This is a genomic window from Rhodococcus sp. P4_C10 (assembly GCF_056402135.1).
The window spans coordinates 1-26,183 of sequence record NZ_JBFUHZ010000005.1 but is presented as its reverse complement, the minus strand read 5'-3'; the positions used below and the strand labels follow the sequence as shown (position 1 = coordinate 26,183).

The 26,183-nt window shown below is 68.9% G+C and carries 28 protein-coding genes and 1 pseudogene; 14 read left to right on the top strand and 15 right to left on the bottom strand.

Features of this window, described 5'->3' with window-relative positions:
• The first annotated feature begins 17 nt into the window (after positions 1-17).
• The 4 genes from AC1DWC_RS03640 (at position 18) to AC1DWC_RS03625 (ending at position 4,127) form a co-directional block, all read left to right on the top strand.
• On the top strand, positions 18-605 hold the full coding sequence (locus tag AC1DWC_RS03640) for a peroxidase-related enzyme (protein WP_477906210.1): 588 nt from the start codon (positions 18-20) through the stop codon (positions 603-605).
• Between the two features lie 126 nt (positions 606-731).
• Complete coding sequence (locus AC1DWC_RS03635) at positions 732-2,168, top strand: HNH endonuclease signature motif containing protein (protein ID WP_477906209.1); 1,437 nt, start codon at positions 732-734, stop codon at positions 2,166-2,168.
• A gap of 185 nt (positions 2,169-2,353) precedes the next feature.
• A complete protein-coding gene (locus tag AC1DWC_RS03630) occupies positions 2,354-2,701 on the top strand; it encodes a UBP-type zinc finger domain-containing protein (RefSeq protein ID WP_477906208.1) in 348 nt (115 codons plus the stop codon).
• 250 nt (positions 2,702-2,951) lie between these two features.
• Positions 2,952-4,127, top strand: coding sequence for a lipase family protein (locus AC1DWC_RS03625; RefSeq protein ID WP_477906207.1), 1,176 nt, complete (start codon positions 2,952-2,954; stop codon positions 4,125-4,127).
• Positions 4,128-4,174: 47 nt separating this feature from the next.
• On the opposite strand, the gene AC1DWC_RS03620 is transcribed toward AC1DWC_RS03625, so the two are convergent.
• Together AC1DWC_RS03620 and AC1DWC_RS03615 are read right to left on the bottom strand one after the other, a co-directional pair.
• On the bottom strand, positions 4,175-4,363 hold the full coding sequence (locus AC1DWC_RS03620) for a hypothetical protein (protein ID WP_477906206.1): 189 nt from the start codon (positions 4,361-4,363) through the stop codon (positions 4,175-4,177).
• A gap of 152 nt (positions 4,364-4,515) precedes the next feature.
• Positions 4,516-5,088: a dihydrofolate reductase family protein gene (locus AC1DWC_RS03615; protein WP_477906205.1), complete on the bottom strand. Its 573-nt coding sequence runs from the start codon at positions 5,086-5,088 to the stop codon at positions 4,516-4,518.
• Between the two features lie 70 nt (positions 5,089-5,158).
• Between AC1DWC_RS03615 and AC1DWC_RS03610 the strand changes: the two genes are divergently transcribed.
• Positions 5,159-5,728 (top strand): TetR/AcrR family transcriptional regulator, encoded by a 570-nt coding sequence (locus AC1DWC_RS03610; RefSeq protein WP_477906204.1) that lies wholly within the window; start codon positions 5,159-5,161, stop codon positions 5,726-5,728.
• A 12-nt stretch (positions 5,729-5,740) separates the two neighbouring features.
• Here AC1DWC_RS03610 and AC1DWC_RS03605 read toward each other — a convergent pair whose 3' ends face one another.
• Positions 5,741-8,923 carry an arabinosyltransferase domain-containing protein gene (locus tag AC1DWC_RS03605; RefSeq protein ID WP_477906203.1) on the bottom strand — a complete coding sequence of 1,061 codons (3,183 nt, stop codon included), beginning with the start codon at positions 8,921-8,923 and terminating at the stop codon, positions 5,741-5,743.
• Between the two features lie 243 nt (positions 8,924-9,166).
• Between AC1DWC_RS03605 and AC1DWC_RS03600 the strand changes: the two genes are divergently transcribed.
• Entirely contained in the window at positions 9,167-9,901 is a 735-nt protein-coding gene (locus AC1DWC_RS03600; protein WP_477906202.1) for a FadR/GntR family transcriptional regulator, read from the top strand.
• Entirely contained in the window at positions 9,898-10,584 is a 687-nt protein-coding gene (locus AC1DWC_RS03595; RefSeq protein ID WP_477906201.1) for a sterol desaturase family protein, read from the top strand. Before AC1DWC_RS03600 ends, AC1DWC_RS03595 begins: the two co-directional genes overlap by 4 nt.
• A gap of 24 nt (positions 10,585-10,608) precedes the next feature.
• Here AC1DWC_RS03595 and AC1DWC_RS03590 read toward each other — a convergent pair whose 3' ends face one another.
• The 6 genes from AC1DWC_RS03590 to AC1DWC_RS03565 all read right to left on the bottom strand — a co-directional run bounded on the left by AC1DWC_RS03590 (position 10,609) and on the right by AC1DWC_RS03565 (position 16,378).
• Positions 10,609-11,364 carry a succinate dehydrogenase/fumarate reductase iron-sulfur subunit gene (locus tag AC1DWC_RS03590; RefSeq protein ID WP_477906200.1) on the bottom strand — a complete coding sequence of 252 codons (756 nt, stop codon included), beginning with the start codon at positions 11,362-11,364 and terminating at the stop codon, positions 10,609-10,611.
• The gene (locus AC1DWC_RS03585) at positions 11,361-13,325 is read right to left on the bottom strand and encodes a fumarate reductase/succinate dehydrogenase flavoprotein subunit (RefSeq protein WP_477906199.1); all 1,965 of its coding nucleotides are present in this window, start codon (positions 13,323-13,325) and stop codon (positions 11,361-11,363) included. The genes AC1DWC_RS03590 and AC1DWC_RS03585 overlap by 4 nt, the downstream gene beginning before the upstream one ends.
• 50 nt (positions 13,326-13,375) lie before the next feature.
• Positions 13,376-14,194 carry a hypothetical protein gene (locus AC1DWC_RS03580; protein WP_477906198.1) on the bottom strand — a complete coding sequence of 273 codons (819 nt, stop codon included), beginning with the start codon at positions 14,192-14,194 and terminating at the stop codon, positions 13,376-13,378.
• Positions 14,191-14,478: a hypothetical protein gene (locus AC1DWC_RS03575; RefSeq protein ID WP_072847175.1), complete on the bottom strand. Its 288-nt coding sequence runs from the start codon at positions 14,476-14,478 to the stop codon at positions 14,191-14,193. The genes AC1DWC_RS03580 and AC1DWC_RS03575 overlap by 4 nt, the downstream gene beginning before the upstream one ends.
• A 77-nt stretch (positions 14,479-14,555) precedes the next feature.
• Entirely contained in the window at positions 14,556-15,242 is a 687-nt protein-coding gene (gene bioD / locus AC1DWC_RS03570; RefSeq protein WP_477906197.1) for a dethiobiotin synthase, read from the bottom strand.
• On the bottom strand, positions 15,239-16,378 hold the full coding sequence (locus tag AC1DWC_RS03565; protein WP_477906196.1) for an 8-amino-7-oxononanoate synthase: 1,140 nt from the start codon (positions 16,376-16,378) through the stop codon (positions 15,239-15,241). The genes bioD and AC1DWC_RS03565 overlap by 4 nt, the downstream gene beginning before the upstream one ends.
• A gap of 165 nt (positions 16,379-16,543) precedes the next feature.
• Between AC1DWC_RS03565 and AC1DWC_RS03560 the strand changes: the two genes are divergently transcribed.
• The 5 genes and pseudogenes from AC1DWC_RS03560 to AC1DWC_RS03540 all read left to right on the top strand — a co-directional run bounded on the left by AC1DWC_RS03560 (position 16,544) and on the right by AC1DWC_RS03540 (position 18,965).
• Positions 16,544-17,089 (top strand): DUF2231 domain-containing protein, encoded by a 546-nt coding sequence (locus AC1DWC_RS03560; protein WP_477906195.1) that lies wholly within the window; start codon positions 16,544-16,546, stop codon positions 17,087-17,089.
• On the top strand, positions 17,086-17,661 hold the full coding sequence (locus AC1DWC_RS03555) for a DUF6328 family protein (protein ID WP_477906194.1): 576 nt from the start codon (positions 17,086-17,088) through the stop codon (positions 17,659-17,661). Before AC1DWC_RS03560 ends, AC1DWC_RS03555 begins: the two co-directional genes overlap by 4 nt.
• Entirely contained in the window at positions 17,658-18,332 is a 675-nt protein-coding gene (locus AC1DWC_RS03550; protein WP_477906193.1) for an HhH-GDP family DNA glycosylase, read from the top strand. Before AC1DWC_RS03555 ends, AC1DWC_RS03550 begins: the two co-directional genes overlap by 4 nt.
• Positions 18,333-18,398: 66 nt before the next feature.
• A pseudogene (locus AC1DWC_RS03545) lies at positions 18,399-18,521 on the top strand (DUF7218 family protein); the annotation flags it as partial.
• Between the two features lie 270 nt (positions 18,522-18,791).
• Entirely contained in the window at positions 18,792-18,965 is a 174-nt protein-coding gene (locus AC1DWC_RS03540) for a CsbD family protein (RefSeq protein ID WP_477906343.1), read from the top strand.
• 104 nt (positions 18,966-19,069) lie between these two features.
• Here the strand turns inward: AC1DWC_RS03540 and AC1DWC_RS03535 are convergent, their stop codons facing one another.
• From AC1DWC_RS03535 to AC1DWC_RS03510, 6 genes are all read right to left on the bottom strand, one after another.
• Complete coding sequence (locus tag AC1DWC_RS03535) at positions 19,070-19,867, bottom strand: SigB/SigF/SigG family RNA polymerase sigma factor (protein WP_477906192.1); 798 nt, start codon at positions 19,865-19,867, stop codon at positions 19,070-19,072.
• The gene (locus tag AC1DWC_RS03530) at positions 19,867-20,298 is read right to left on the bottom strand and encodes an ATP-binding protein (RefSeq protein ID WP_477906191.1); all 432 of its coding nucleotides are present in this window, start codon (positions 20,296-20,298) and stop codon (positions 19,867-19,869) included. The genes AC1DWC_RS03535 and AC1DWC_RS03530 overlap by 1 nt, the downstream gene beginning before the upstream one ends.
• A 245-nt stretch (positions 20,299-20,543) precedes the next feature.
• Positions 20,544-21,275: an ANTAR domain-containing response regulator gene (locus AC1DWC_RS03525; RefSeq protein ID WP_477906190.1), complete on the bottom strand. Its 732-nt coding sequence runs from the start codon at positions 21,273-21,275 to the stop codon at positions 20,544-20,546.
• Between the two features lie 105 nt (positions 21,276-21,380).
• On the bottom strand, positions 21,381-21,809 hold the full coding sequence (locus tag AC1DWC_RS03520; protein WP_477906189.1) for an STAS domain-containing protein: 429 nt from the start codon (positions 21,807-21,809) through the stop codon (positions 21,381-21,383).
• A gap of 217 nt (positions 21,810-22,026) precedes the next feature.
• The gene (locus AC1DWC_RS03515; RefSeq protein ID WP_477906188.1) at positions 22,027-22,368 is read right to left on the bottom strand and encodes a DUF6292 family protein; all 342 of its coding nucleotides are present in this window, start codon (positions 22,366-22,368) and stop codon (positions 22,027-22,029) included.
• Between the two features lie 117 nt (positions 22,369-22,485).
• Positions 22,486-23,760 (bottom strand): adenosylmethionine--8-amino-7-oxononanoate transaminase, encoded by a 1,275-nt coding sequence (locus AC1DWC_RS03510; RefSeq protein ID WP_477906342.1) that lies wholly within the window; start codon positions 23,758-23,760, stop codon positions 22,486-22,488.
• 137 nt (positions 23,761-23,897) lie between these two features.
• Between AC1DWC_RS03510 and AC1DWC_RS03505 the strand changes: the two genes are divergently transcribed.
• Positions 23,898-24,170 (top strand): putative quinol monooxygenase, encoded by a 273-nt coding sequence (locus AC1DWC_RS03505; protein WP_477906187.1) that lies wholly within the window; start codon positions 23,898-23,900, stop codon positions 24,168-24,170.
• A gap of 703 nt (positions 24,171-24,873) precedes the next feature.
• Positions 24,874-26,183: Ig-like domain-containing protein (locus AC1DWC_RS03500; protein ID WP_477906186.1), on the top strand; the 1,310-nt coding region annotated here is incomplete at its 3' end.

The following is a 26,183-nucleotide window of genomic DNA, read 5'->3' as shown; positions in this document are numbered from 1 at the left end:
AAAGGTCCTACGGCCCCATGGAATCCACCGATCGTCAGTTCTTCCCCGTCCCAGAGATCACCGATCTGCCGGGCGGCATGCAGTCACTCTTCGCGAAGGCGGAGGCCGAACTCGGCTTCGTCCCCAACGTCTTTCGCGCGTACGCGCACCGGCCCGAACGCTTCTCCAGTTGGTTCTCGCACTACCGACAACTCAACGAGCCGACCGAGACGCTGAGCCTGGCGGACCGGGAGATGATCGCGGTGGTCGTGTCCAACATCAACGGCTGCACGTACTGCCTGGTCTCGCACACCCACGCGCTGCGCGTCGAACTCGGCGACGTCGTGAAGGCCGATCAGATCACGTTCAACTGGCGCCACGCCGGACTGGACGATCGCCGGCGCGCCATCTGCGGGTACGTCGAGAAGCTCACCAAGGACCCGGCGACCGTCGAGCGCTGCGACCTCGAGGCCCTCTCGGCCGCCGGGCTGACCGATCAGGACATCTGGGACGTCGTCGAACTCGCGTCGATGTACGCGTTCACCAACCGGATGTCCCTGGCAATGGGCCACACACCCAATGCCGAGTACCACCACCACGACCGGGCGATCGACTCGTCCAACTGAGAGGTCGAGCCCGCGGCTTGTGCGCACTTTGGCCCCCAGGGCAACCAAAAACACGCACGAGCCGCAGGCCTTTCACCAGGCGAAACATCATTGTGATCGAATGCGCGTTCGAGTAGAATTCGATGTATGAAACTCGACGCCATGCTCACCGACCCCGCCCGGGTCGAGGCATGGCGACTCGACGAAACCGAACTCGCAACCACCGTCCCGGAACTGTCGGAGAAGATCCTCGAACTCGAAGCCCTGCGCGTCCGCTTGGTGTACGAGGCCGACCAGAGATGCGTGCCCAATCATGTCGGTGCCGCGGACACCACCTCCTGGCTCGCCGACGCCACCCACATGACCGCCGGCCACGCAGGCAAGATCGTCCGCCTCGGCCGAGAACTACCCCTGCACCCGCGTATGGCCGCCGCCCTCGACGCTGGCCGGATCGAACTCGGCCACGTCCAGGTGATCGTCAACTTCCTCGCCAGACTCGAAAAACTCACCGTCGACCAGCCGGCCGAGCCGGTGGAGACCGACTGGGCCCACCCCGACCCCGAAACCGGTCGACCCGACGACTGCCAGGCCTACCTCCTCATCGCCGCACACCTCGAGAACATCACCGTCCTGCGCCGACGAGCCCGAGCACTGGAACTCCTCCTGCAACTCGACGGGACCGTGCCACCCGACGGGGAAAACCCCGAACTCAACGAGTTCTTCGCCAGCACAACGCTCGGCGGTCGGGTGCACGTAAAGGGCACCTTCGACGCCGAAACCGGCGAAGCCCTCCAGACCGCGTTGTCAGGCCTGTCGAAACCGCACCCGACCACCGACGACGACGGTCACCCGATCCGCGACCCTCGCTCCGCCGCCAAACGCCGCGCCGACGCCCTCGAACAGATCATCCGCGGACACCTCGACACCGCACGCGGACCGATGGAGGGTGGCGAACGACCCCACGTCACTGTGACGATCGACGTCGATGCACTACGGGACGCGGTCGCCGCAACGGCGCCGACACCCGCGACCGGGGCCTGGTCCGGAAACGACTGGGACTACCACTCCGACAACGCAACCGGACCCACAGGCGGCAAACACTGCGACGGCTGCGCCGACGTCAGACCGCCTCGGCACTACCGCCGACGCCGCCACGCCACCATGCCCTGGGCAGGCCCCATCTCCGCCGCCATCGCCGCCCGCATCTCCTGCGACGCCCAGGTCACCCCGATCTTCGTCGACCGGAACGGCAACCCCCTCGACGTCGGCCGCACCACCCGCATCGTCTCCCCGAAACTACGGAAAGCCCTGGTCGCGAGGGACTGCGGCTGCGCCTTCCCCGGGTGCGGACGGCCCGCCGCCTGGACCGATGCGCACCACATCCGGCACTGGTCCAAGGGTGGTCCGACCGCGTTGTCGAACCTCGTGCTGCTGTGCAAGAAGCACCACACGATCATCCACAGGAACCACTGGGCCGTGCAGATCGAATCGGACGGGTTCCCGTCGTTCACCCCGCCAGCATGGGTGGACCCGTCGCGAAGACCGCGGCCGGCTCACAACCGGCGCGTGATCCACACGGTCTGACCCGCAGGCACAGGCCCGTTCGCCAAAAGACCTGTACACCCACCACAACCGGTCCGCGCCGCATCAAGGGTGGAGCCGGCCAGCTCCACGGCCATGTCCCACCGGCCGACCACCTAGCGGCCGACCACTGCCACCACGTCCGCCAGCGGTTGTGCCCAAAGCCAACAGGGCGTTTCATGGCAGGGGTGAGCGAATCCACCGGGATCGACCCCACTGCCGCACCCAGCGGCACCGGCTGCGCCGAGTGCCTCGACCACGACGGCTGGTGGTTCCACCTTCGCCGCTGCGCCCAGTGCGGCCACATCGGCTGCTGCGACAGCTCCCCCGGCCAGCACGCGAGCAAACACGCCGAGGCCACCGGGCATCCGTTGATCACCAGCTTCGAACCCGACGAGGACTGGTACTACGACTACCGGGACCAACAGATGTACGAGGGTCCCCCGCTGGCGCCGCCGCGGCACCACCCGCTGGACCAGCCCACACCCGGACCAGCTGGGCGGGTGCCTCCCGACTGGGCCGAACAACTCCACTGACTGCCCCCCGGCATTCGCAGACCTGCCGCCGCACTCGGCATCCCCCGGCACACGGACGGCGCCTGAACCAATGGCGCGCGATGCCGCCCGGCCGTCGCCCGATCCCGACCGCGGCACCGCCTGAGCGGGCGCCCGTGAGCACGGAGTCCCGCCAGACCGCCCCACTGATTCACGTCGCGACCTCCCGTTCTTCCCCGCGCGGAGTCCCGTGCGTCCAGACTGAGGTAACGACATCAGCCGAGGGGGCAGGATGACGCCAACTCAGGGTCGCCGACATCGCCCGCGGCTTCGCCCGAGAAGTCGCGTCGCGATCGCGATCGCCGCCGCGCTCACCGCGGGCCTGCTCGCCGTCCCCGCCCAAGCGCAGCCCGCCCCACCGCCCGCCGCGGTCCAGGACGGGCCCGGCAGCGTGGTCACCGCCACCCCGTTGTCCGGGGACGCGGTGCCGGGCGGCGTCGCGCACGCGTCGGTGCTGAAGTACCGGACCACCGGCCCGCAAAACGCGCCGGCGCTGAGCACCGGCGCTGTGTTCGTGCCGCCCGGAAACCCGCCGCCCGGCGGGTGGCCGGTGATCTCGTGGGCGCACGGGACGGTCGGGATCGCCGACGCCTGCGCCCCGACCGTGTCCGGAAAGATGGTCGGCCCGTACCTGCAGCGGTGGCTGACCCAGGGGTACGCCCTGGTGGCAACGGATTACGTGGGACTCGGCACTCCGGGCGTGCACCCCTACCTGGACGGCCCGTCGGAGGCGCACAGCGTGATCGACATGGTGCGGGCAGCCCGCGCCGTAACGCCGTCGCTGTCGGACCGGTGGGTGGCACTCGGCCAGTCGCAGGGCGGGCAGGCCGCCATGGTCACGGCGTCGATCGCGACCACCTACGCCCCGGAACTGGACTACCGCGGCGTCGTCGCGACCGGCGTCCCGGCAAACCTGGACCGGCTCGCGCCACTGGTCGGACCGGGATTTCCGGAACTCCCGCTCGAGGGAACCACGGTGTTCATCGCGTATGCCCTCGCCGGTCTGCGTGCGGCGCAACCGAACCTGGGACTCGACAGCTACCTGAGTCCGGTCGGCCTCCGGGTCCTCGATCAGGTGCAGTCGCTGTGTTACGCGGACGCCGCTCCCCTGCTCGCGGGCATCTCGATCGGCGACCTGATGTCCCGCCAGTTGGACGATCCAGTGGTGCTCGACGCGGTGCGCCAGTCGCTGCACGTGCCCGCGTCCGGCTACGACCGGCCGGTGTTCCTGGGGCAGGGCCTGCTAGACACGATGGTGCCCGCACCGTTCGCGCTGACCCTCGCCGCGGAGATGGCCGTCAACCGCCAGGACATGGTGTTCCGGACGTATCCGGCGGGCCACATCGAGACCATGCTGGCGGCACAACCGGAGGCGATGAACTTCGTGCGGGGACTGTTCGGCGGCTGAGCGAGGCGCGCGGACCACTGCCTTCGATGCGCAACGCCCCGCCACCACTACCCAATCACGATGACCTTGAGCTTCCGCCAGAACCCATGCGTCGACGCGACCTTCGCACTCCAGCGGAGGTGGTACTCGTAGCTCTGTTTCGTCGCCCCCGCATACCCGCTGGCGGCGAGGCCCTTGCCGACCGCGGTCTCGGGTGAGTCGCCGCTGAGCAGCGACGCGCCAGCCCCGCCGTACATCGTCAGTTTCTCGTGCGTGAGCTTCCCCTGTGGTGCGGCCAGGGCATTCTCAGGCCTGTGTCGACGTCGCATCGCTACCACCCTCCCCTTCCGTCGAGTCTGTCACGCGGTCACCGCTCGCGGCAGAACCAGGAGACCGGCGACCCGGCCGCTCAGCGCCGCCGCGCGTACTCCACGACGGCCACCCCGGAGCCGAAGGTGCGGGTGTCCACCACGTCGAACGCGCCGGGCTGGTACGCGCCGGCCGCGAACAACGGGATGCCGGCGCCGAACAGCACAGGATGACGCTTGATCACGAGGCGGTCGACCTCGTCGACGAGTTGGCCCGCCAGCTGGCCGCCGCCGCACAGCCAGATGTCCGCGCCGGGTTCCTGTTTGAGCTCACACACCACATCGACGGGGTCGGCATCGGTCACGACCAGATTCTCGGCCTGGGCGCGGCGGCTGCCGGAGAACACGATCTGACGCAGGTGGCGGTACGGGCTGGTCCCGCCCGGCGCGTCCAGGCCGACGGCGTAGGTGTTCCAACCCATGAGGACGGTGTCGAACCCGGTGCCCGGCTGGTCGATGCCGAGGTGCTCGGCCGCCGCCGTGGGGAGCGCGTCGGCGTACCGCGCGAGATCGCCCATGTGGTCCCCCTCCATCACGAACGCGTCGAACTGACCGTCCGGACCGGCGATGTACCCGTCCAGGCTGACGGCGACGTAGTACACGAGTTCACGCATTCCCACTCCAATCACTTCAGGTGTAGTGGTTAAAGTACAACAGATGTAGTGATCCGGCTACGATTTCCACATGGCACGCAACGACGAGCGCCGGAAACTGCTGGCGGACGCAGGCCTGCGGGTCCTCGCCGACGAGGGCGCGCGGGGGCTCACGCACCGTGCGGTCGATCGCACCGCCGACGTCCCCCTGGGGACCACCTCGAACTACTTCCGCAGCCGCGACGCCCTGGTCGCCGGCCTGGTCGAGCGCATCGGCGAGCGGCTGACGCCGAGCGAGGACGTGCTCGCCTCGCTGGCCGGCCGGGAGCCGAGCCGCGAGCTGTTCGCCGACTACGTGCGCTACATCGTCCGGCGGCTGACCGAGAATCGCGAGGTGACGTTGGCGCTCTTCGAGCTCCGACTCGAGAGCACGCGCCGCCCCGAGGTCGCCGAGTTGCTCTCGCACTGGGGACGATCGGGCTTCGAGGCGGACGTGGCCTTCAACACCGCGGCCGGACTGCCCGGCGGCGCCCGCGAGATCGCGCTGCTGCACTACGCCGTCGACGGGCTCGTCTTCGATCGCCTCACCACGCCGCTGATGCCCGACCGGTCGACCGACGAGATCGTCGACGACCTGGTTGCGGGCCTCCTCCCGCAGTGAGCGTCACTCGACTCACCACGCGATGTTGATCGGCCCCGGAGTCCACGTGCCCGAGCGCGGCACCGTCGCGGTGTCGAGTTGTGCCGGTACGGAATTCGCGTCGCGGCGGGTGTACTTCTCCAGGCTGCCCCAGTCCTGGTTCCAGTCGTCCTTCAGGTAGGTCGGCAGGGTGCGGCCGGTGGCGGTCAGGTCGATCCACCCCAGGGGGCCGCCGCCGAAGTGGTCCTGCCACAGGCTCGTCATCACCGCGCCGGGGCGGTCCCCGAGGATGCGGTATTCAGGGATCTCGGCGACGCCGAGACGATGGTTGAACGGCTGCTGGCACGGGAACTGCAGTGCCACTTCCCAGTCGATCATGGTGGGTGTGGTCGACCCGATCAGGTCGTCGAGGGCCTGGGTCTGCGGGACCCGCGGCGGCGTGACGGCGAGCCACTGGTCCGGCCGGACGTCGTTGTCCGCGACCACGATCCGAACGGCATTCGCCTCGGCCGGGAGCTGGTCGAGCGGCACCCTGAGGTTGCGCCACGAGGGGGCCGGGCCGATGTCGATCGGCAGCGCACTGCCCAGCTTCTGGACGATCCCGTCCGCCCCGCGGACACCGTAGTCGAGGTCGACGCGGGCACCCGGGGTCTCGATCCCGTCGGAGTTCACCGAGTACACCCGACCCGCGACGGACATCGAGACGAGGTCGCCGCCGGCGGGCAGGGCGTACCAGTCCGAGGTCAGCGACGCCGGGCCCTTCGCCCCGTAGCTGCCGAGGACCGGCGTCCGGGCCGGGTCCAGACCGAAGGGCAGCGCGACGGAACTGCCGTTGATGCCGGAGGCGCCCTGTCCGCCGGCGGTGCCGGCGGCGTTGCTGGACTTGGAGTCCTCGTTGTCCAGAGAGGTGGCCATGCCCTCCGAGGCGGCCTTCTCGTCGGAGGTCAGGTCGCCGGCCACGCCGTTCGGGGTGAACCCGACGTTCTGCGCTGCGAGCGCGTTCGCCGGTGCGGTGGTGAGCGGTTGCAGCATGGAGGCGTTGGTGTCGGTCTCGACCAGTACGTCCTCGGCCAGGCCACAGGCATGTCCGGCGAGGGCACCGATGTTGGATTTTGCGACAGAGAAGGACGGGTACTGGGCGATCGCGCCCTTGGTCATCGAGAGCACGAACAACGCGACCATGAGCCCAGCCGCGACGGCCAGCGGAGGGATCGACCACACGCGGCCGGGCGACGCCGACCGGTCCTCGTGCGGTTCTCGGACGAAGCACCAGGCCGCCACGAGCAGCATCACCACCGTGGCGGCGAGCAGGATGGTGCCCGCGCCGACCCCGGCGATCATCACCGGCTTGTCCCAGAACGGGACACCCCAGGCCGAGATGTACCACCAACTGTTGCTGCTGGTGAAGGCGAGCGCGAGGACGAACAGCACGGCGGCCGCGAACAGTGCCCGGTTGCGCCTCGACCTCAGCACCAGCGGGCCCACCGCGACGGCGGTCAGCACTGCGAGCGAACCGGCCAGGCCGGCGTAGATCCCGAAATGGTGGGTCCACTTGGTCGGCGTGAACATCATGAGCACCATCGCGGCGGCGGTGATGCCGATGATCCGGCGGGACGGGCCGGACGCGGTGCCGGGGATCCGCCCGCCGCGCCGCAGCATCACCACCAGGCTCGCGACGATCGAGAGCACCATCACGAACACCCCGAACCGTCGGGCCAGGGACCCGTCGGCGTTGATGTTGAACAGCCACTCGTAGCGCTTGTACTCCTCGAACCAGGCGTTGGTCGGCGGGATTGCATGGACCCGCTGCATCTCGAGGACCGCGGCGAGGGACTGGTCCGCGAAGGCGGCGACGAGGATGACCAGACCCGCGGCGACGACAGGGCCGAGCAGCGCGAGGTAGCCGACGGTCTTGGCCCGCGCCCAGACGATCTGCAGCACCGGCCGGGCGCCCGCGATCAGGGCACCGAAGCAGATGATGCCGGAGGGCCCGACGGTCACCGTGAGCGCGGCGACGAGCACGGCGGCGGCGGCCGGGAGCAGGCGCCGGGTCGCGATGGCGCGTTCGACGGAGCACCACGTGAGCAGCACACCCGCGGCGACGATCGGCTCGGGGCGCAGGCCGTTGTTGTACGGCAACCAGAACGCGAGGAACACCAGTGCGCCGGTCCACAGCGCGACGCGGTTCCTGCCGACCGCGACGCCGAGTCGCGGCGCCACCTCGCGGCTGATCACGAGCCAGCAGACGATGCCGGCGATCAGCGCGGGGAGCCGGACCCACGGGCTGGCGGTGGTCACCGTCGTCATCAGCGCGAGCAGGTCGTAGTACGGGGTGCCGAACGGCGCCTCCGGGACCCCGAACCAGCGGAAGTAGTTGGCCATGTAGCCCGATTCGAGCGACGTCCTGGCCATGGTGAACTGGTAGCCGTCGTCCGAGGTGGTGGCGCCGATGAAGTGCCACAGCAGCAGGGTTCCGACCACCACCGCGTCGATCGGGGTGAACTTCCACCAGCGCGCGGGCAGGAACCGGCGGGACCGGCGGCCGTCGAGTCCGTCGATGCGGTGCAGCGCGACCAGTGCGACGGCGGTCGCCAGCACCGCGACGAGCATGGCGACGAGCTTGACCACGGACGGCGTGGACGTGAACCGGGTGTCGAGGTCGGCGTTCACCGCGAGACCGCCCGGAGGGTCACCCTGCAGGTCGCTGAACACGCCCACCAGCTGCGGGCGGAAGTCCCCGTCGAGGGTGGTGGGATCGCCGCCCGTCAAGGTGGTGACGGTCCGCTCCGGGGTCGACGTCACGGTCACCGAACGGCCGGCCAGGTCGTCGACGGGGATCGAGAGCAGGGTCTGGTCCCGTTGCACGACGTCGAACTGTGCGGGGGCGCCGTCCGCGCCGGGGATCACCCGGGCGACGAGGCCGTAGCGCGCCGCGTCCGGTGCGCCCACCGGAGCGGTCGAGACCACCACACCGCCGGACGATGCGAGCTGCGCCGCCGCGGCGGCGGGAATCGACACGTCGAACTCGACCGGAGCGTAGGAAACCAGCGGGGCCTCGATGCTGGTGAGCGAATCCGCCTGCGGCCAGGACAGACTCGCGGTCTCCTGCTGCACGGGCAGGAACGGCACCGAAAGCGCGGCCAGGATGCCGAGGACCGATGCGACGATCGCCACGAGCCGACTTCGAGCGGCCCCGGAACGGGGCACCGATGTCATATCGGATTGATCTGTTTGTGGTCGCTCGTCCACGGCGCTGTCGGTCACGACGCTCGATGCTAGACGGCTTGCCGCGGTGCGGTTCCAGATCCGGCTTGGTCGCTGTGGCCGATTTGCCGGTTTCGACCCAGTCACCAGCCGTTTCCTCAGCTTCCCGACTGGACGGCCGAGACGTGCATCACCGAAACCGCCACTGGTCTTACCACTTGACCTCTTGCCAATTCCGGGCCTAGCCTTGGCCTCATGTTCGAGCCAATCGCACGACAGTCGGCGTCCGGCGCGGTGTACGACCAGATCACCACCCGGGTCCTCGGCGGCGACCTCGGGCCTGGCGACGCACTGCCGAGTGAACGCAACCTCGCCGAGGCGTTCGGCGTCTCGCGTCCCGCGGTCCGCGAGGCCATCGGGAAACTCGCACAGGCCGGACTGGTGGAGGTCCGCCAGGGCGACGCCACCTCCGTCCGCGACTTCCGCCGCCACGCGGGCCCCGAACTCCTCGGCGCCCTCCTGGTGCAGGGCGGCCGCCCCGACTGGTCGGTCGCGCGCAGCGTGCTCGAGGCCCGGCGACTGATCGGCGTGCAGGTGGCACGGCTGGCCGCCAGTCGGGCCGACGGTGTCCTCGCCTCGAACCTCCGCGCCGCCGTGGCCACCCTTGCCTCGGACCCGGATCCGATTGCGCAGCAGCAGCACGCCCTCGCGTTCTGGGAACATGTGGTCGACGGCACCGACTCCATCGCCTTTCGGCTGATCTTCAACAGCCTGCGCAACGCCTACGAGCCGACCATGACGGCGATGGCCGTGGTGATGGTCGCCGAGGTGGGCCGCACCGATCTCTACCGGGACCTCACCACCGCGATCGAGACGAACGACGAGGACGGCGCGGAGCGCGTCGCCACCACCCTGCTGGACCTCGGGACCGCGGCGCTGACCGCCGTCATCGACGAACTGCAGTCACACGACTCGGAGCCGGAGCGATGACCACCGAGCCCTCGACGACCAAGCGCCCGCTCCGCCGCTCCCTTGGCCTGCGCGAGGCCGCCGCGGAGTTCTGGCGTCACCCGTCGTCGTGGATGATCGGCGGCATGCTGGTCGCGGCCGCCGCGGCGCGGGTCGCCGTCGGCGACTGGCAGCCCACCGACGCGCTGGTGCCGGCAGCCATGCTGGCGGTGTTCCCGCTGGCGGAGTGGGTCATCCACGTCTGCATCCTGCACTGGCGGCCGCGGCGGCTCCTCGGCGTCACCGTGGACTCGCTGCTCGCGCGCAAACACCGTGAGCACCACGGGAACCCGCGGGACGTGCCGCTGATCTTCATCCCGTGGCGCACCCTGACACTGCTGATCCCGACGCTGATCGCGATCGCGCTGCTCGCCTTCCCCCGGACCGGGCTCGGGCTGACCTTCCTGCTGACTCTCGGTGCCATGGGCCTGGTCTACGAGTGGACGCACTACCTGATCCACACCGACTACAAGCCCCGGCATCGGATCTACCGCGCGGTGTGGCGCAACCACCGGCACCACCACTTCAAGAACGAGCACTACTGGTTCACCGTCACCACCGCCGGCACCGCGGATCGACTGCTGGGCACCTACCCGGACCCCGAGACCGTCGAGACCTCCCCCACCGCACGGAATCTGCACGCGGCGGGCCCGACGCGGCGCTGACGCCGCCGGGTCATCTCCCCTGGGTCATCTGCCCGGGCGGCGGAAGAGCTTGTTGCCCAGCCAGACGATCGGGTCGTACCGCTTGTCCGCGACCCGTTCCTTCATCGGGATCAGCGCGTTGTCGGTGATCTGGATGTTCTCCGGGCACACCTCGGTGCAGCACTTGGTGATGTTGCACAGGCCCAGCCCGTGCTGCTCCTGCGCGGTGTCCCGGCGATCGGCGACGTCGAGGGGGTGCATCTCGAGTTCCGCGATCCGCATCAGGAACCGCGGTCCGGAGAAGGCCGGCTTGTTCTCCTCGTGGTCGCGCACCACGTGGCAGGTGTTCTGGCACAGGAAGCACTCGATGCACTTGCGGAACTCCTGCGAACGTTCGACGTCCACCTGCTGCATCCGGTAGTCCCCCGGCGCCAGGCCGGCGGGCGGGGTGAACGACTGGACCTCGCGAGCCTTGACGTAGTTGAAGGACACGTCGGTGACGAGGTCCCGGATCACCGGGAAGGCCCGCATCGGGGTGACGGTGACCACCTCGTCCTCCGCGAAGGTGGACATCCGGGTCATGCACATCAACCGGGGCCGCCCGTTCACCTCGGCCGAGCACGACCCGCACTTGCCGGCCTTGCAGTTCCACCGCACCGCGAGGTCCGTGGCCTGCGTCGCCTGCAGCCGGTGGATGATGTCGAGGACCACCTCGCCCTCGTTCACCTCCACCGCGTAGTCCTCGAGGTCACCGCCGTCGGAGTCGCCGCGCCACACCCGGAAGGACGCCTGGTAGCTCATGTCGGGTCTCCCTTCCCGGGATGACCGATGAGCTCGGCACCCGTGTAGTACTTGGACAGCTCACCGAAGTCGAAGAGCGCCAACAGGTCCGGGCGCATCGGCATCTGCGGTTCGGGCACGACGGAGACGTCCGGCACGGTGACCTGCGCGACGTCGGCGGTCCGGCCGATCACGCTGCAGACCAGCAGCGTGTTGCGCCACTGCGCCTCCATGTCCGGGTGGTCGTCTCGGGTGTGGCCGCCGCGGCTCTCGGTACGCATCAGCGCGGCCTTGGCGACGCACTCGCTGACCAGCACCATGTTCCGCAGGTCCACCGCCAGGTGCCAGCCCGGGTTGAACTGCCGGTGCCCCTCCACGGTGACGGTGTCGATCCGCTGCCGGATCGACTCGAGTCTCTCGAGGGCAGACCGGATCTCGGCGTCCGTGCGGATGATGCCCACCAGGTCGTGCATGCACTGCTGCAGTTCGGTGTGCAGCGTGTACGGGTTCTCGGCGACCACGCCGTCGCGCGGCGGGTCGAACGGCGCGAGTGCCATCTTCGCGGCCGCGTCCACGGCGGCGTCCGCTACCCGCGGCCGGCGCCCCAGCGACTCGACGTAGCCCGCCGCGCCGAGGCCCGCCCGGCGGCCGAACACCAGCAGGTCCGAGAGCGAGTTGCCGCCCAGCCGGTTGGAGCCGTGCATCCCGCCGGAGCACTCCCCCGCCGCGAAAAGTCCGGGAACACTGGAGGAACCGGTGTCCGGGTCCACCTCGATACCGCCCATCACGTAGTGACAGGTCGGCCCCACCTCCATCTGCTCCTTGGTGATGTCGACGTCGGCGAGCTCCTTGAACTGGTGGTGCATCGACGGCAGCCGGCGCACGATCTCCTCCGCGGGCATCCGCGACGCGATGTCCAGGTACACGCCGCCGTGTTCGGTGCCGCGCCCGCCCTTGACCTCGGAGTTGATTGCCCGCGCCACCTCGTCTCGTGGCAGCAGGTCAGGGGTGCGTCGGGCACTTTCGTTGTCCCGCAACCACTTGTCGGCCTCCTCCTCGGTCTCGGCGTACTGGCCCTTGAACACCGCCGGGATGTAGTCGAACATGAACCGGTTGCCGTCGGAGTTCTTGAGCACGCCGCCGTCACCGCGCACCCCCTCCGTGACGAGGATGCCCTTGACGCTGGGTGGCCACACCATCCCGGTGGGGTGGAACTGGACGAACTCCATGTTGATCAGGTTGGCCCCGGCCCGCAGCGCCAGCGCGTGCCCGTCGCCGGTGTACTCCCACGAGTTGGAGGTGACCTTCCAGGACTTGCCGATCCCGCCCGTCGCCAGCACCACCGCCGGCGCCTCGAACAGCACGAACCGGCCGGACTCCCGCCAGTAGCCGAACGCGCCGGCGATGGCACCACCACCCTCCTGGCCCTCGGGATCGCCGCCGCCGAGCAGCAGTTCGGTGATCGTGCACTCCGCGAAGACCTTGACCCGGGACTCGTAGTCACCGGTCTCCGCGAAGTCCTCCTGCTGCAGCGAGACGATCTTCTGCTGCATGGTGCGGATCAGTTCCAGGCCGGTGCGGTCGCCGACATGCGCCAGTCGCGCGTAGGTGTGGCCGCCGAAGTTGCGCTGACTGATCCGACCGTCCGGCGTCCGGTCGAACAGGGCGCCGTAGGTCTCGAGTTCCCACACCCGGTCCGGGGCCTCGCGCGCGTGCAGTTCGGCCATCCGCCAGTTGTTGAGGAACTTGCCGCCGCGCATGGTGTCCTGGAAGTGCACCTGCCAGGAGTCCTTGGAGTTGGCGTTGCCCATCGCCGCCGCGCAGCCACCTTCCGCCATCACGGTGTGCGCCTTGCCGAACAACGACTTGCAGACCACGGCGACGGACAGTCCCCGTTGGCGGGCCTCGATCACCGCCCGCAGGCCGGCGCCACCCGCCCCGATCACCACGACGTCGTAGCTGTGCCGTTCGACCTCGGCCACCCCGGTCTCCCTCCGCTGACGCTGTGATGTTCTCGCTGGTTGACGCCGCCCTAGTTGACGAATCGCAGATCCGAGATGGTGCCGCTGGCCACGAGCATGATGTAGAAGTCGGTGAGCATCAGGGTGCCGAGGGTGGTCCAGGCCAGTTGCATGTGCCGGGTGTTGAGGACGCTCACCTTGGTCCAGATCCAGTACCGCACCGGATGGGCCGAGAAGTGCTTGAGCCGGCCACCGGTGATGTGACGGCAGGAATGGCAGGAGAGCGTGTACGCCCACAGCAGCAGCACGTTCACCGTGATGATCACCGTGCCGAGCCCGACACCGAAACCGCCGGAACCGCCGTGGAAGGCCTTCACCGCGTCATAGGTGTTGATCAGCGACACGATCAGGGCGACGTAGAAGAAGTACCGGTGGGCGTTCTGCACGATCAGCGGTAGCCGGGTCTCACCGGTGTAGCTGGTGTGCGGCTCGGCGACCGCGCAGGCCGGCGGCGCAAACCAGATCGAGCGGTAGTAGGCCTTCCGGTAGTAGTAGCAGGTGAGCCGGAACCCGAGCAGGAAGGGCAGTACCAGGAACCCGAGCGGAATCCACATCGGCAGTTCGCCGACGAAGGTGCCGAAGTGGCTCGACCCCGGCACGCAGGAGTCGCTGACGCACGGCGAGTAGAACGGCGTGAGGTAGTGGTACTCGTCCACCCAGTACGCGGTCCGCACGAAGGACCGGATCGTCGCGTACACCACGAAGACGGCCAGACCCAGCGTCGTGAGCAGCGGCGGCTGCCACCAACGGTCGGTGCGTAGCGTGCGCGCCGAAATGCTCGCCCGGCGCGGCGATCGGACCCCCGCCGAATCGCGCGCGGGCGCGCTCACTGGTGCTCGTGGGGATGACCGCCGACGCCCTCGTCGTCGGCGCCCAGCCAGAGCGTCTGGTCGTAGGGGGCTTCGGGGACCGGCACCCGCTCGGACTCGCCGACGGGATGCGCCAGGCGCGGCGGCGACTCGTCGAGTTCGGTCGCGTCGATGCCGAGCCGTTCGACGTCGTTCGCGAGCCGACGGACCGCGGCGGCGTCGCCGTAGACCGTCCGCAGCGACCCGACGCACTGGCGCAGGTGACCGATCGTGCGGTTGAGTTCCATCATTTCGGTGGTGGACATTCGAACCTCCGACACAGATGACGTGATCGCTATCACATTACGTCATCCCGGTGCCACCGGTGGGCGGGTTGGTCAGGTCAGAAGAACGGCTCGAGGACGCCCACGTCGAACCAGTTCGGAGCCGCCGCGACGAAGTCCGCGCGGCTCGACGCCCCGGCGCCGGCGGGCACCCGGCCGAGCAGGGGCACACCCGTGACCTCGGGCAGGTCCGCGAGATTGCAGCGCGCGGCCAGGTCCGGTTCGCCGGGCCACGACCCGATGACCAGCCCCGGGCACGACAGACCGGCGGCGTTCAGCGTGGCGACGGTGAGGGCGCTGTGGTTGAGCGTGCCCAGCCCGGCCGAGGCCACCACCAGCACCGGCGCATCCAGTTCCCTCGCCACGTCGACGAGCGTGAACCCCTGCGCGCCAAGGCGAACCAGCAGCCCACCCGCGCCCTCGACCAGCGTGAGGTCGTGGCCGGCGTCGAGGAACCGGACGGCGTCGGCGACCGCGCCGAGTTCGAGCATCGGCAGGTCCGCCCGCCGGGCGGCGGTGTCGGGGGCCAACGGCTCCGGGTAGCGGGCCAGCTCGACGGTCCCGGCCACGCCCGAGAGTCGTTGCACCTCGGCAAGATCGCCCGGTTCGCCCGGCCCCACCCCAGTCTGGGCGGGTTTGCACACCGCGACCGTCCGGCCCAGCGAGCCGGCCAGGGCGGCGAGCGCGGCGGTGACCACGGTCTTGCCCACGTCGGTGGAGGTCCCGGTCACCACCAGCACGCTCACGCCGGCGCCCCGGCCAGCACGTCCGTCAGCACCTCGCCGATGAGCGCCATCTCCTGATCGGTGAGGTTCGCCCGCGCGGTCAGCCGCAGCCGCGAGGTGCCGGCCGGGACCGACGGCGGCCGGAAGCACCCGACGTGCAGCCCACGCTCACGGCAGGCGCGGGCGGCGTCGAAGGCGCGCTGCGGATCGCCGAGCACGACGGAGACCACCGCGGACTCGGGCTCCGGGACGCCGGCGATTCGCGCCAGGTCCGCGGCCCGGCCGAGGACGGCGGCCGCGCGTTCCGGTTCGCGTCGCAGCACCGCGAGTGCGGCCCTCGCGGCGCCCACCGCGGCGGGTGCGAGGCCGGTGTCGAAGATGAAGGTGCGGGCGGCGTCGACCAGGTGCGCGCGGATCCTGGCGTCGCCGAGCACCACGCCGCCCTGACTCGCCAGGGACTTCGACAGCGTCGCGGTGATCACCAGGTCCGGCTCCCCCGCCAACCCGACCTCGTGCACGAGCCCGCGCCCGCCGTCTCCACGCACCCCGATCGCGTGGGCCTCGTCCACCACCAGCACCGCCCCGTACTCGCGGCAGACCCGGTGCAGCTCGCGCACCGGCGCCAGGTCGCCGTCGGCGCTGAACACCGAGTCGGTGAGCACCAGCGCGCGCTCCTCGGTCCTGGTCGCGAGCGCGTCGCGGACCGCGTCCACGTCACCGCGCGGGCTGACCTGCACCCGTGCCCTCGACAGCCGGCAGGCGTCGACGAGCGAGGCGTGACTGCCCGCGTCGGAGACGATCAGCGAGCCCTTGCCGGACAACGCGGTCACGGCGCCGAGGTTCGCGGTGTAACCGGACGAGAAGACGAGCCCGGACTCTGCTCCGACGAACTCGGCCAGTTCGAGCTCGAGCAGTTCGTGCTCGGTGGTGGTGCCGGTCACCAGTCGCGATCCGGTGGCGCCCGCACCCCAGCGCCCCAGCGCCGCGGCCGCTCCGGCGAGCACCTCGCGGTGGCGGACCAGCCCGAGGTAGTCGTTGGACGCGAGGTCCACGGGCTCGAGGCCGGCCGAGCGCGGGTGCAGTTCCCGACGCAGACCGGCGTCACGCCGGCGTGCGGCCACCTCGTCGAGCCAGCTCAGTGCTTGATGATTTCCCACGATGACGCACCATACGCGCCCACTTGAACGGCGTTCAAGTGGGCGCGGTCGAACGCCGATCCGACGCCTGACGTGTTTGACGGAGTCTCGCCCGGCCACGCCTGTTCCCAAACCCTCGCGGCGGGTCTTGGTTTCGCCGCGGACCGAACGGGTATGCCAACGGACATGACTGTGAAGGAACTCTTGAGTGCGTCCGAGTCCGTCGCCGCCCTCGACCGGGTCAGCATTCCCCTGCGTGACCGGATCCTGCGCATCCTCGATGATCGTCCGGCGGCGATTGTGCTGCGCGGCTCCCGGCTCGGCCATCCGGTGCACCCCATGGCGGTCACGCTCCCGATGGGCGCATGGACGGCGGCGGTGCTCCTCGAGACGGTGCGACGCGACCACCGCGCCGCGCGACGACTGATCGGCCTCGGCCTGCTGGGCGTCCCGCCCGCGCTGGCCACCGGATGGGCGGACTGGTCGCTCCGCGACGACGCACAACGCCGGGCCGGACTGATACACGCCGCGGGCAACGGGGCGGCGGCGATGGCAATGGCCATCTCGTTCCGCCGCCGCAGGACAGGCCCGGACCTGTGTGCGCAGGCATGGAGCTGGTTCGGACTCGCGGCCGCKGGCGCCAGCGGAGCGCTCGGCGGTCACATCGCGTTCGGTGACAGCAGTGCACGCGGAACCGAGGCCGCGCACGCGCGCACCGTGCATGCGACATGAACGCCACCGAACCGGACCGTCGGAACCGAGCCGACGGTGGGTTCGGGCGCGATCCGACCGGACGAGTCGACCGGCCCGCCGCCGACCCGCCCGAGGATGACGCCGAGTGGAACCGCCGCGTCCGCAACGAGACCGAGACTCAACGACTGGATCGGAACTGGGCGAGCCTGCTGCAGGAACTGCGCGTGGCGCAGACGGGCGTCCAACTGTTGACCGGCTTCCTGCTGATCCTGCCGTTTCAGGAGCGGTTCGACGAACTGTCCCAGTTCGAGCAGGGCGTCTACCTGGCGACGGTGTTCTGCTCGATCGCGGCCACGGTGCTACTCGTCGCGCCGGTAGGACAGCACCGAATCCTGTTCCACCGAAGACGAATTCGCACACTGGTCTCGGCGACCCATCTCTTTGCGCTCTGGGGCCTGGTCTTTCTCGGGTTGACACTGACCGGCGTCGTGGCATTGATCGTCGGGTTGGTAGTCGATCCGACCGTCGGCATGATCGCGGCCGCAGTCACCGCCGGCGCGTTCGGGTTCTTCTGGCTTCTGCTTCCGTGGCTGCTTCGGAGGTTTCCATGACGCACACCCCCCGGCGCACCGGAACCCCCGATCCGAAGGCCCTCGCGGCGAAACTGCTCCGCGAGGCGGGTACCACGTACGCCGACGAAGCGGGAATTTCGATGGCAAACAAACCGATGCCACTGTTCGAGTTGGTGACGCTCGCGCTCCTGCTCAGCACCCGCATCTCTGCCACCATCGCGGTCAGGGCCGCAACCGAACTCATCCACACCGGGTTGCGCACCGCCGCGAGTGTGCACGGGGCGAATCGTGGCACCGTCATCGAGGCGCTGGGCCGCGCCCACTACCGACGCTACGACGAGAGCACGGCCACGCGCCTGCACGCCGCTGCCGAACGCACCCTCGACGTCTACGGCGGCGACCTCCGACGGCTCGAGTCCCGGTGCGACAACGACAAGAATATCGCGGCCGCGCTGCTCGAGGAGTTCGACGGCATCGGACCGGTCGGCGCCGCCATCTTCATGCGTGAGGTGCAGGACGTCTGGCCCTGGGCCCGGCCGTACCTCGACGACCGGGCGAGGACGGCTGCGCGCGAGCTGGGCCTCCCGTCCGATCCGACGGCCCTCGCCGGGCTGACGAATACCCGAGCGTTTGCGCCGATGGCCGCCGCCCTGGTGCGGGTCTCCCTCGACGACAACCTGCGCGGGCGACTACTGGACTGGGCGGACTGAACGCTCGGTCTGGCGTCCGACTGGCCGGCCCGGCTGTGAGCGTCCCCGAATCGAGAGGAGGCAGCAATGCCGACGAAGGGATCGGATCCCCACCTCCAGGACCAGGACCTCTACGAGGAACTACGCAAACAGGGCGACTCGACGGAGAAGGCCGCCCGCATCTCGAACGCCGCAGCGAGCGAAGGCCGTGCCGCTCCCTGCATGCAGGTGACCGTCGAGCGCCCGACGGTGTTTCGGATGCCACCGGCCGGGTAATACGGTTCCATGCGAAATCTGTGGATCGGAATGGTGATCGGAGCGGCCACCGGTGCGGGAATTGGTGCGCTCGCCGACGGAAGTCGACGCGCGCGCCAGGTGGTCGCCGAAACGGGGCAATCGGTCAGCCACGCGGTCAGGCAACACACACCGCAACTCGCCAAAGCGGCAGCCACGCAAATCGAAACGTCAAAGGAGCACACCATGGGAGCAGTCGACAAGGCCAAGAACAAGGCCGAAGAACTGGCGGGCAAGGCCAAGGAGACTGTCGGCAAGGCAACCGGCGACACCGACACCGAGGCCGAGGGTCGAACGGACCAGGCCAAGGGCGATCTCAAGCAGGCCGGAGAGAAGGTCAAGGACGCCTTCAAGGACTGACGCAACAGTTGCCACGCCCGCGGCGGATTGGTGTCGGCGGAGCCCCTCGCGACGGCGGGTCCAGCCGATCAGGCTGGGTGAAGCCAGGTTTGGATGCCGCGCCGTCAGTCCGAGGCCAACTCCTCGCGCAGCTGGCTCAACGTCTTGGCCAGAATCCGCGAGACATGCATCTGGGAAATGCCGAGCCGTTCGGCGATCTGCGTCTGGGTCATGGATCGATAGAACCGGAGCACCAGGATGGTGCGTTCGCGTTCGGGTAGCCGTTCGAGGGCCGGACCGACCGCCGCGAGCGCCTCGACCGTCTCGAGCGCCTCGTCCTCGGCACCGAGCGACTCGATCAGCGGCAGCTCGTGCCCCCGGTTTCCGACCGTGAAGTCGAAAGAGATCGTCTGGTAGCCGCTGCCCGCGATCAGACCCTCGGACACCTCGTCGACGCTCGTCCCCAGTTCGGCGGCGATCTCGCCGAGGGTGGGCGCGCGCCCGAGTCGCTGCGAGAGGGCCGGCACCTCCCGCGTGATCCGCAAGTACAGTTCCTTCAAACGGCGGGGCACGCGCACCGCCCACCCGGTGTCGCGGAAGTGCCGGCGGACCTCTCCCATGATGGTCGGCACCGCGAAGGCGACGAAGTCCGATCCACGGCCGACGTCGAATCGGTTCACCGCATTGACCAACCCGAGCCGGGCAACCTGTACCAGGTCGTCGTGCGGTTCGCCCCTTCCACCAAACTTGCGAGCGATGTGTTCCGCGAGAGGCAGACATCGCTCGACGATCTCGTCGTACACGGCCTTACCGTCGCCGGGACTCAGCTCGGCTGCGCGTGCGAACAAGACTGCGACATCCGCGTAGTCGTCCGCCGGGGAGGAGTCTGCGCGCTCGCGCCGATCGGCCTCGCCGAACTGCACTACTCGCCGCCCTTCACCTTCGCGAGTTCCACAGTGGTGCGGTATCCGGCGTTCGAGGTGTCCGGTGGTTCGTGAGTGACCTCGATCGAATCGGTCAGTGTTCGCAGTACGTGCCAGCCGAAACCCTGCCGATCGGGAGTCTCGGCTGTGCGCGTACTTGCGGTGACGGCGATACACAGCACGTCACCCGTCAACTGGAACCGGCAGACCAGCTCCGCCCCTTCGACCGTGTCGGCGATCAGATCCGAGCAGACCTGGTCCAGCGCCAGCTTGACGTCGGAGATCTCGTCGAGATTGAACTCGCTGAGCAGGGTAATGGTCTCCGCCATCGCGCGTAGCACCGGAAGCTGCACCAACTCGGCCGCAACTCGCACCTCGACGGGTGTACCGAGGTCGGCCGCACTCGAACCCAATCTCCGGGTCTCTGACATGCACCCTCCATCGCTGATCGATCGCGGACGTCACCGGCGAGCTGCACTCCAACCTACCCAGCCCGATCACGACTCCATCACTTACTCGAATAGCCCATTCGGGGGCGCAGCAAACTCGAAATCAATGATTTTCGTGTGCGAACCGAAGTCGCGAGGGCAGCGAACGATTGTCGACGCGGAAGCAGCTTCCTCCGCTCAAACGAGTCCGGTCAGCCCGACAGCGGCGAAACCCTCTGCCCTACAGTTCAAGTCGCCGGCGCATAGCCCAGGCCGGCGACCACCCGTTCCGCGATTTCGCGGACCTTGACGTTCTGGTGCTGCGACTGCTCCACCAGCACCGCAAAAGCAGCTTTCGCGTCGATCCCGCGGGCCGCCATGATGACTCCCTTGGCCTGGTCGATCACGGCACGAGACTCCAGCGCCTGCTGCAACTGACCGATCACCGCCGCGGCCTCCATGTACCGTCGGGCGCTGCGGATCGCGCCGGCCGCGACGGTGGTGTAGAGCTCGAGCATTGCCTCGTCGACCTTCCCGAACCCGTGGTCGTCGAACCCGTACACGTTCAGCGCCCCGGCATAGGTACCGTCGACATCCAGTGGCGCCGACAGGAAGCTCGCCACCCCCACCAGTTCCGGTGCACTGACGAAATCCGGCCAGAGTTCGTGCGCCAACGCGGCACCGGCCCGTACCGGCTCATTGGTCACCGCCGCCAGCAGACACGGCCCCTGGTTGGTCCGGTACTGCGCGGCGTCGATCTCGACGACCCGCTCGTCGGTTTGTCCCACCGTGCGTGGCCCCTGCACGTCGACCAGCGTCACGCTGGCCATGTCCGCGCCTGGCAGGAGTCTCTTGACCTGCGCGGAGAGGGTGAACATGGCCGCATCCACACCGCCCTCGGTGTCCAGGACCTGCTGCAGGCCCCGCAGCGAGACCACCACATCGTCGAGATCGACGGGATCGGGACCGTCGACCGGCACTTCCGTACACCGCGTGGACATTGCGACGCCACCTTTCCGGTAGCCGTTGCCACGTGCCGGGCAACATCATGAATCTACGCCCCCCGATCCCGGCCCGGTCCTGATCTACTGACGGCTTCGAGCCTCCGGCGTCGTCGAGCCGGAAGCGTCCGATCGCCAGGTCCCCGCCTGCCCTGCCGTCCTCGACCGAGCAATGGCGGATCGCAGCGTGGAATGGAAGTCGAACAGGGCCCTGACCCCGGTGACCCGCAGGACATGTTCGACCGCCGGCGGCCCCGAGACCAGCGCGAGATCGAGGCGGGAATCACCGGCCCGCCGTTTGGCATCGGCCAACTGGGCCGCCGCGCCGATACTGACGAAGTCGGTCGCGGACAGATCGATCACCACCCCGTGATAGCAGGTCGAGAAGGCGTCGTCGAGGACTCGCCGGAAGTTCGCGAGGCCGGACGCATCGAGGTCTCCACGAACAGTGACAACTGCCGTGTGGGGCCGGTACAAGTGGCAGTCACAACGATGGGCATCGGAGTCCGGCATGTCATGCCTGGCGCGAACATATTCGGCTGTGCTCTCAACCAAGTATTGGTCTAGCACGCCCAGACAAGTCTGTACACCGCGACCGCCGAGCGGCCTGGAACACCGAATTCGCAATCGGCGCCGACTCCGCCTGGATCGCTCTCCCTCCACCGGCAGGCTGTTTGAAAGGCCCTGTGCTGCAACGCCGAGGCAGGCGCGGCCACCGGCCGCTTGCCACTCAGGTCCTTGGTGTCGGGAGGAGGTCGTCGCACAGCGCCACCACCGCGGAAGGGGCGGGCACCGGTCTGCCACTGGTGCTGCCGAGGATGATCATGTCCTCCCCCGAACTCGTCTCGAACCCGAGCGCCCAGCCGCCGGAGTCCCACATCAGTGCGACCTCACGTCCCGGAAACCTGCGGTCCATCCGCGGCACCACAATGTAAGCGGCGTAGACCTCATCGGTCCGGCAGTAACGCTCGTCGGGTCCGGCCCCGACCGCATCCGCCACCGCGTCGACGTAGGCACGAAACTCCTGCGACGTCGGGGGCTCGAACTCTGCGACTTTCGGTACAACTCGCATCGCTTCACCCAGCCTCGAAGCTGCCTCCAGGGCCACCGGAGCGGGATCGCAGAGGGTAACGCCCTGTCGACGACGAGTACCCACACTGTCGCCCGTTCAACCGGGCCGCGGCGTAGGTCAGGCCACCTGTGCGCGGGCAGCTGCCACCATCGCGGCCGCAATCCGGTCCACGTCCTCCCGGGTACACACGTACGGCGGCATCGCGTAGATCAGCTTCCCGAACGGTCGCAGCCACACCCCGGCGTCGACGGCGGCGTCGGTCGCGGACCGCATGTCCACCGGCTGCCGCATCTCGATCACCCCGATCCCGCCGAGCACCCGCACATCCGCCACCGCGTCGAGCGCCCTGGCCGATGCCAGCCCCGCGGCCAGCCCCTCACCCAGCGCCGCGACCTCGGCGCGCCAGTCCCGCGAGAGCAACAGTTCCACGGCCGCGACGGCGATCGCGCAGGCCAGCGGGTTCCCCATGAACGTCGGCCCGTGCATCAGTCCACCTGCCTCGCCCCCGCTGATCGCCGCGGCCACCTCCGTGGTGCACAGCGTTGCGGCCAGCGTCAGGTAGCCGCCGGTCAGCGCCTTGCCGACGCACATCACGTCGGGGCTGACGCCCGCATGGTCGGCGGCGAACAGCGCGCCGGTGCGGCCGAACCCGGTGGCGATCTCGTCGAACACCAGCAGCACGTCGTTCTCGTCGGCGAGACGCCGCAGCTCGCTCAGGTAGCGCGGGTCGTGGAAGCGCATCCCGCCGGCGCCCTGCACCACCGGCTCGACGATGATCGCGGCCAGCTCGTCGCGGTGCTCGACGAGAATCGCCTCGAACTCGGCGACGTAGGCCGGGTCGAACTCACGCGGCGGAATCGGCGCGAACACCTGCCGGGCCAGCACGTCGGTCCACAGCGAGTGCATGCCGCCGTCGGGGTCGCACACGCTCATCGGCGCGAAGGTGTCGCCGTGGTAGCCACCGCGCCAGGTCAGCAGCCGCTTCTTCGCGGGCCGGCCGAGCGCCCGCTGGTACTGCATGCACATCTTCACCGCGACCTCGACGGACACCGACCCGGAGTCGGCCAGGAACACCTTGTCCAGCCCGGCCGGGGTGATCCGGACCAGCAGTTCCGCGAGCCGGGCGGCGGGCTCGTGGGTGAGCCCACCGAACATCACGTGACTCATCTTGGCGAGCTGCGCCGCGGCGGCGGCGTCGAGCACGGGGTGCCGGTATCCGTGCACGGCCGCCCACCACGAGCTCATCCCGTCGACCAGCTCCCGCCCGTCGGCGAGGGTCAGCCGGGTACCGGCCGCGCTCTCGACCACCAGCGGGCTGGTCGACGCGGGGAACGCGCCGTAGGGATGCCACAGGTGGTCGGCATCGAGGGTGGCGATGCGTTCCGGAGACAGCGCGTGGTCCGGTGACAGGGTGCGGTCCGGCGAAGGAGACTGGGTGCTCACACTGACCGACGATAGCGACCGGCGATGGCTCGTCCGACGCTCGGAGGTCTACCCGTGGAGAACCACACAGGACAAGGGAGACCACCGTGATCATCGTGGCCGGGGCATTGCACGTCGACCCGAGGGGGCGCGACGCCTACCTCCACGGGTGCATCGAGGTGGTGACGCAGGCCCGCGCGAGCGACGGGTGCCGGGACTTCGCACTGTCCCCCGACCCGCTCGACCCGGGGCGCATCAACGTCTTCGAGTGCTGGGAGTCGGACGGTCAACTGCAGCGGTTCCGTGGGGCCGGCCCGGACTCGGCGCAGCAGGAGGCGATCGTCCGAGCTGACGTGCGTGAGTACCGGGTCACCGAGTAGCAACCGCGGAACCCACACGATTTCGACCGCTGCCATGACCGCGCCGTGACAGCACGCGATGCGCGGGCGCGGTTTCCGGCCGATCTGGAGGACCGGATCGCGCTCCACGTCGGCGTCAACGACACTGCGAGAACTGCGGTGACACCCGCATCGAACCGGACACCGCCGATCGGCGACCGGGAACAAGACCTACGCACGGCCGCACTGGGCGAGCGGTTGGAGAATTCACGAACCAAATTTCACAACTCGACCACTTTTCATCGTGGCCAACCTGCAAGCGTTCAACACTTGAAGCGCAATTCGGTAAGCAATGCAATCTAATTACCCCAGCGACACCTCCAGCAAAATCTGAAGCGGGAGCCCGTGGCGAAGCGGACCGGAAAACGCGACGACCAGAGTTGTTCCCTTCCAGCAAGTCTCATTTCCAAGAAGTACTGCCCACGGCGTGATAGCGTCCCGCTCCAACTGTCTCGAAGTCCAATCACCCCAGCTCAGGGCAACATTCTTTATTTCTGGCACGAGCGTCCAGTTATTCGCCATTAATGCATGAGTTCATTTGCAGCAATTCGGCCGCAATTACTGTTCGACTGCGCTACCTTGGGCCGGATCAATTCAACTGGACGCCCGTCTAGGACGCTCATCCAGGAACCTCGTCAGGGCGGTTGCCTCGGGCGGCGCCTTGGACGTTCGAAGAGAGGAAACCATGACGCAGAGCAGTACCCTTCGCGCCGTCGGAGGCTTGAGTGTGTTCGCCGTGGCCGCCGGATTCGCGGTCGCCCTGGGCGCCGGAACCGCAAGCGCAGCAGAGCAGTCGGTGAGCTGGTCCGACGGCAGCAGCAGCTACACCCGCACCATCAGCAATACAACTCCCTCCGGGGGCGACATCATCACCGTGTCGACGCAGTTCAAGCGGAACTACGCCACGAGCGACGAGAAGATCACGATGGTCCGGGACCAGCACCCGGCGTGCCTGACCTACGTCCCGGATTCGGCGCACATCAATGACGACGGCCCGCTGTCCGATGTGACCGTGGCCGCGGACTCGGTCACGCTCAACGGAAATCCCCTGACGACCGTGAAGAACCCCTTCATCCCCCCCGCATTCTGGCCCACATTCAAGATCTCGTACAAGGTCGGGCTCGACTGTGCGCAGGGTGTACCACTGGCAACGGGGTTGAACTACAACGGCAGCCTCGGCGCGGGCTCCTACCCCGGCAAGGGCCCGGCCATCACGGTGGGTAAGAACAACACGACGACGACGCTCGCGGCGGCTCCGCCCGTGCAGCTGGGCGCGGCGGTACCGCTGAGCGCGACGGTGGCCGGCGGCGCCGACGGCAACACGGTCGAGTTCTACGAGGGCGCCAACAAGGTCGGCGAGGGCCACCTGGCCGCCGGCGTGGCGACGTTCAACTGGACCCCGACCGCGGAGGGCCAGTTCTCGGTGACCGCGAAGTTCCTGGGGACGACGGGGGCCAACGAGTCGGTCTCGGCCGCGCAGACCGTCTCGGTCACCCCGGCCAACGTCAACACCCAGACGACACTGACCGCTCCGACCACCGCAGTGGTCGGTGAGGACGTCACCCTCACCACCACCATCACCCCGACCACCGCGACCGGCACGGTGCAGTTCAAGGACGGCGACGTCAACGTCGGCGAGCCCGTCACCGTGGCGAACGGCACCGCCTCGATCACCCGCAAGTTCGACGAGGCCTCCACGCACAGCTTCACCGCGCACTTCACCGGCACCGGCCTCTACCAGAACTCCGTCTCGGCCGCGTCCGAGCTGACTGTCACCGACGCCGACTTCAACACCACCACGACCGTCCTCGAACCGGTCACCGCGACCGTCGGCGTCCCGGTCAACCTCGCCGCCACCGTCATGCCGATCCCGGACGCCGGTCAGGTCGAGTTCACCGTCGACGGCGTCCCCGTCGGCACCGCCGACGTCGGCACCGGTGACGGCGTCGCCGTCCCCGTCGGCACCGCCGACGTCGGCACCGGTGACGGCGTCGC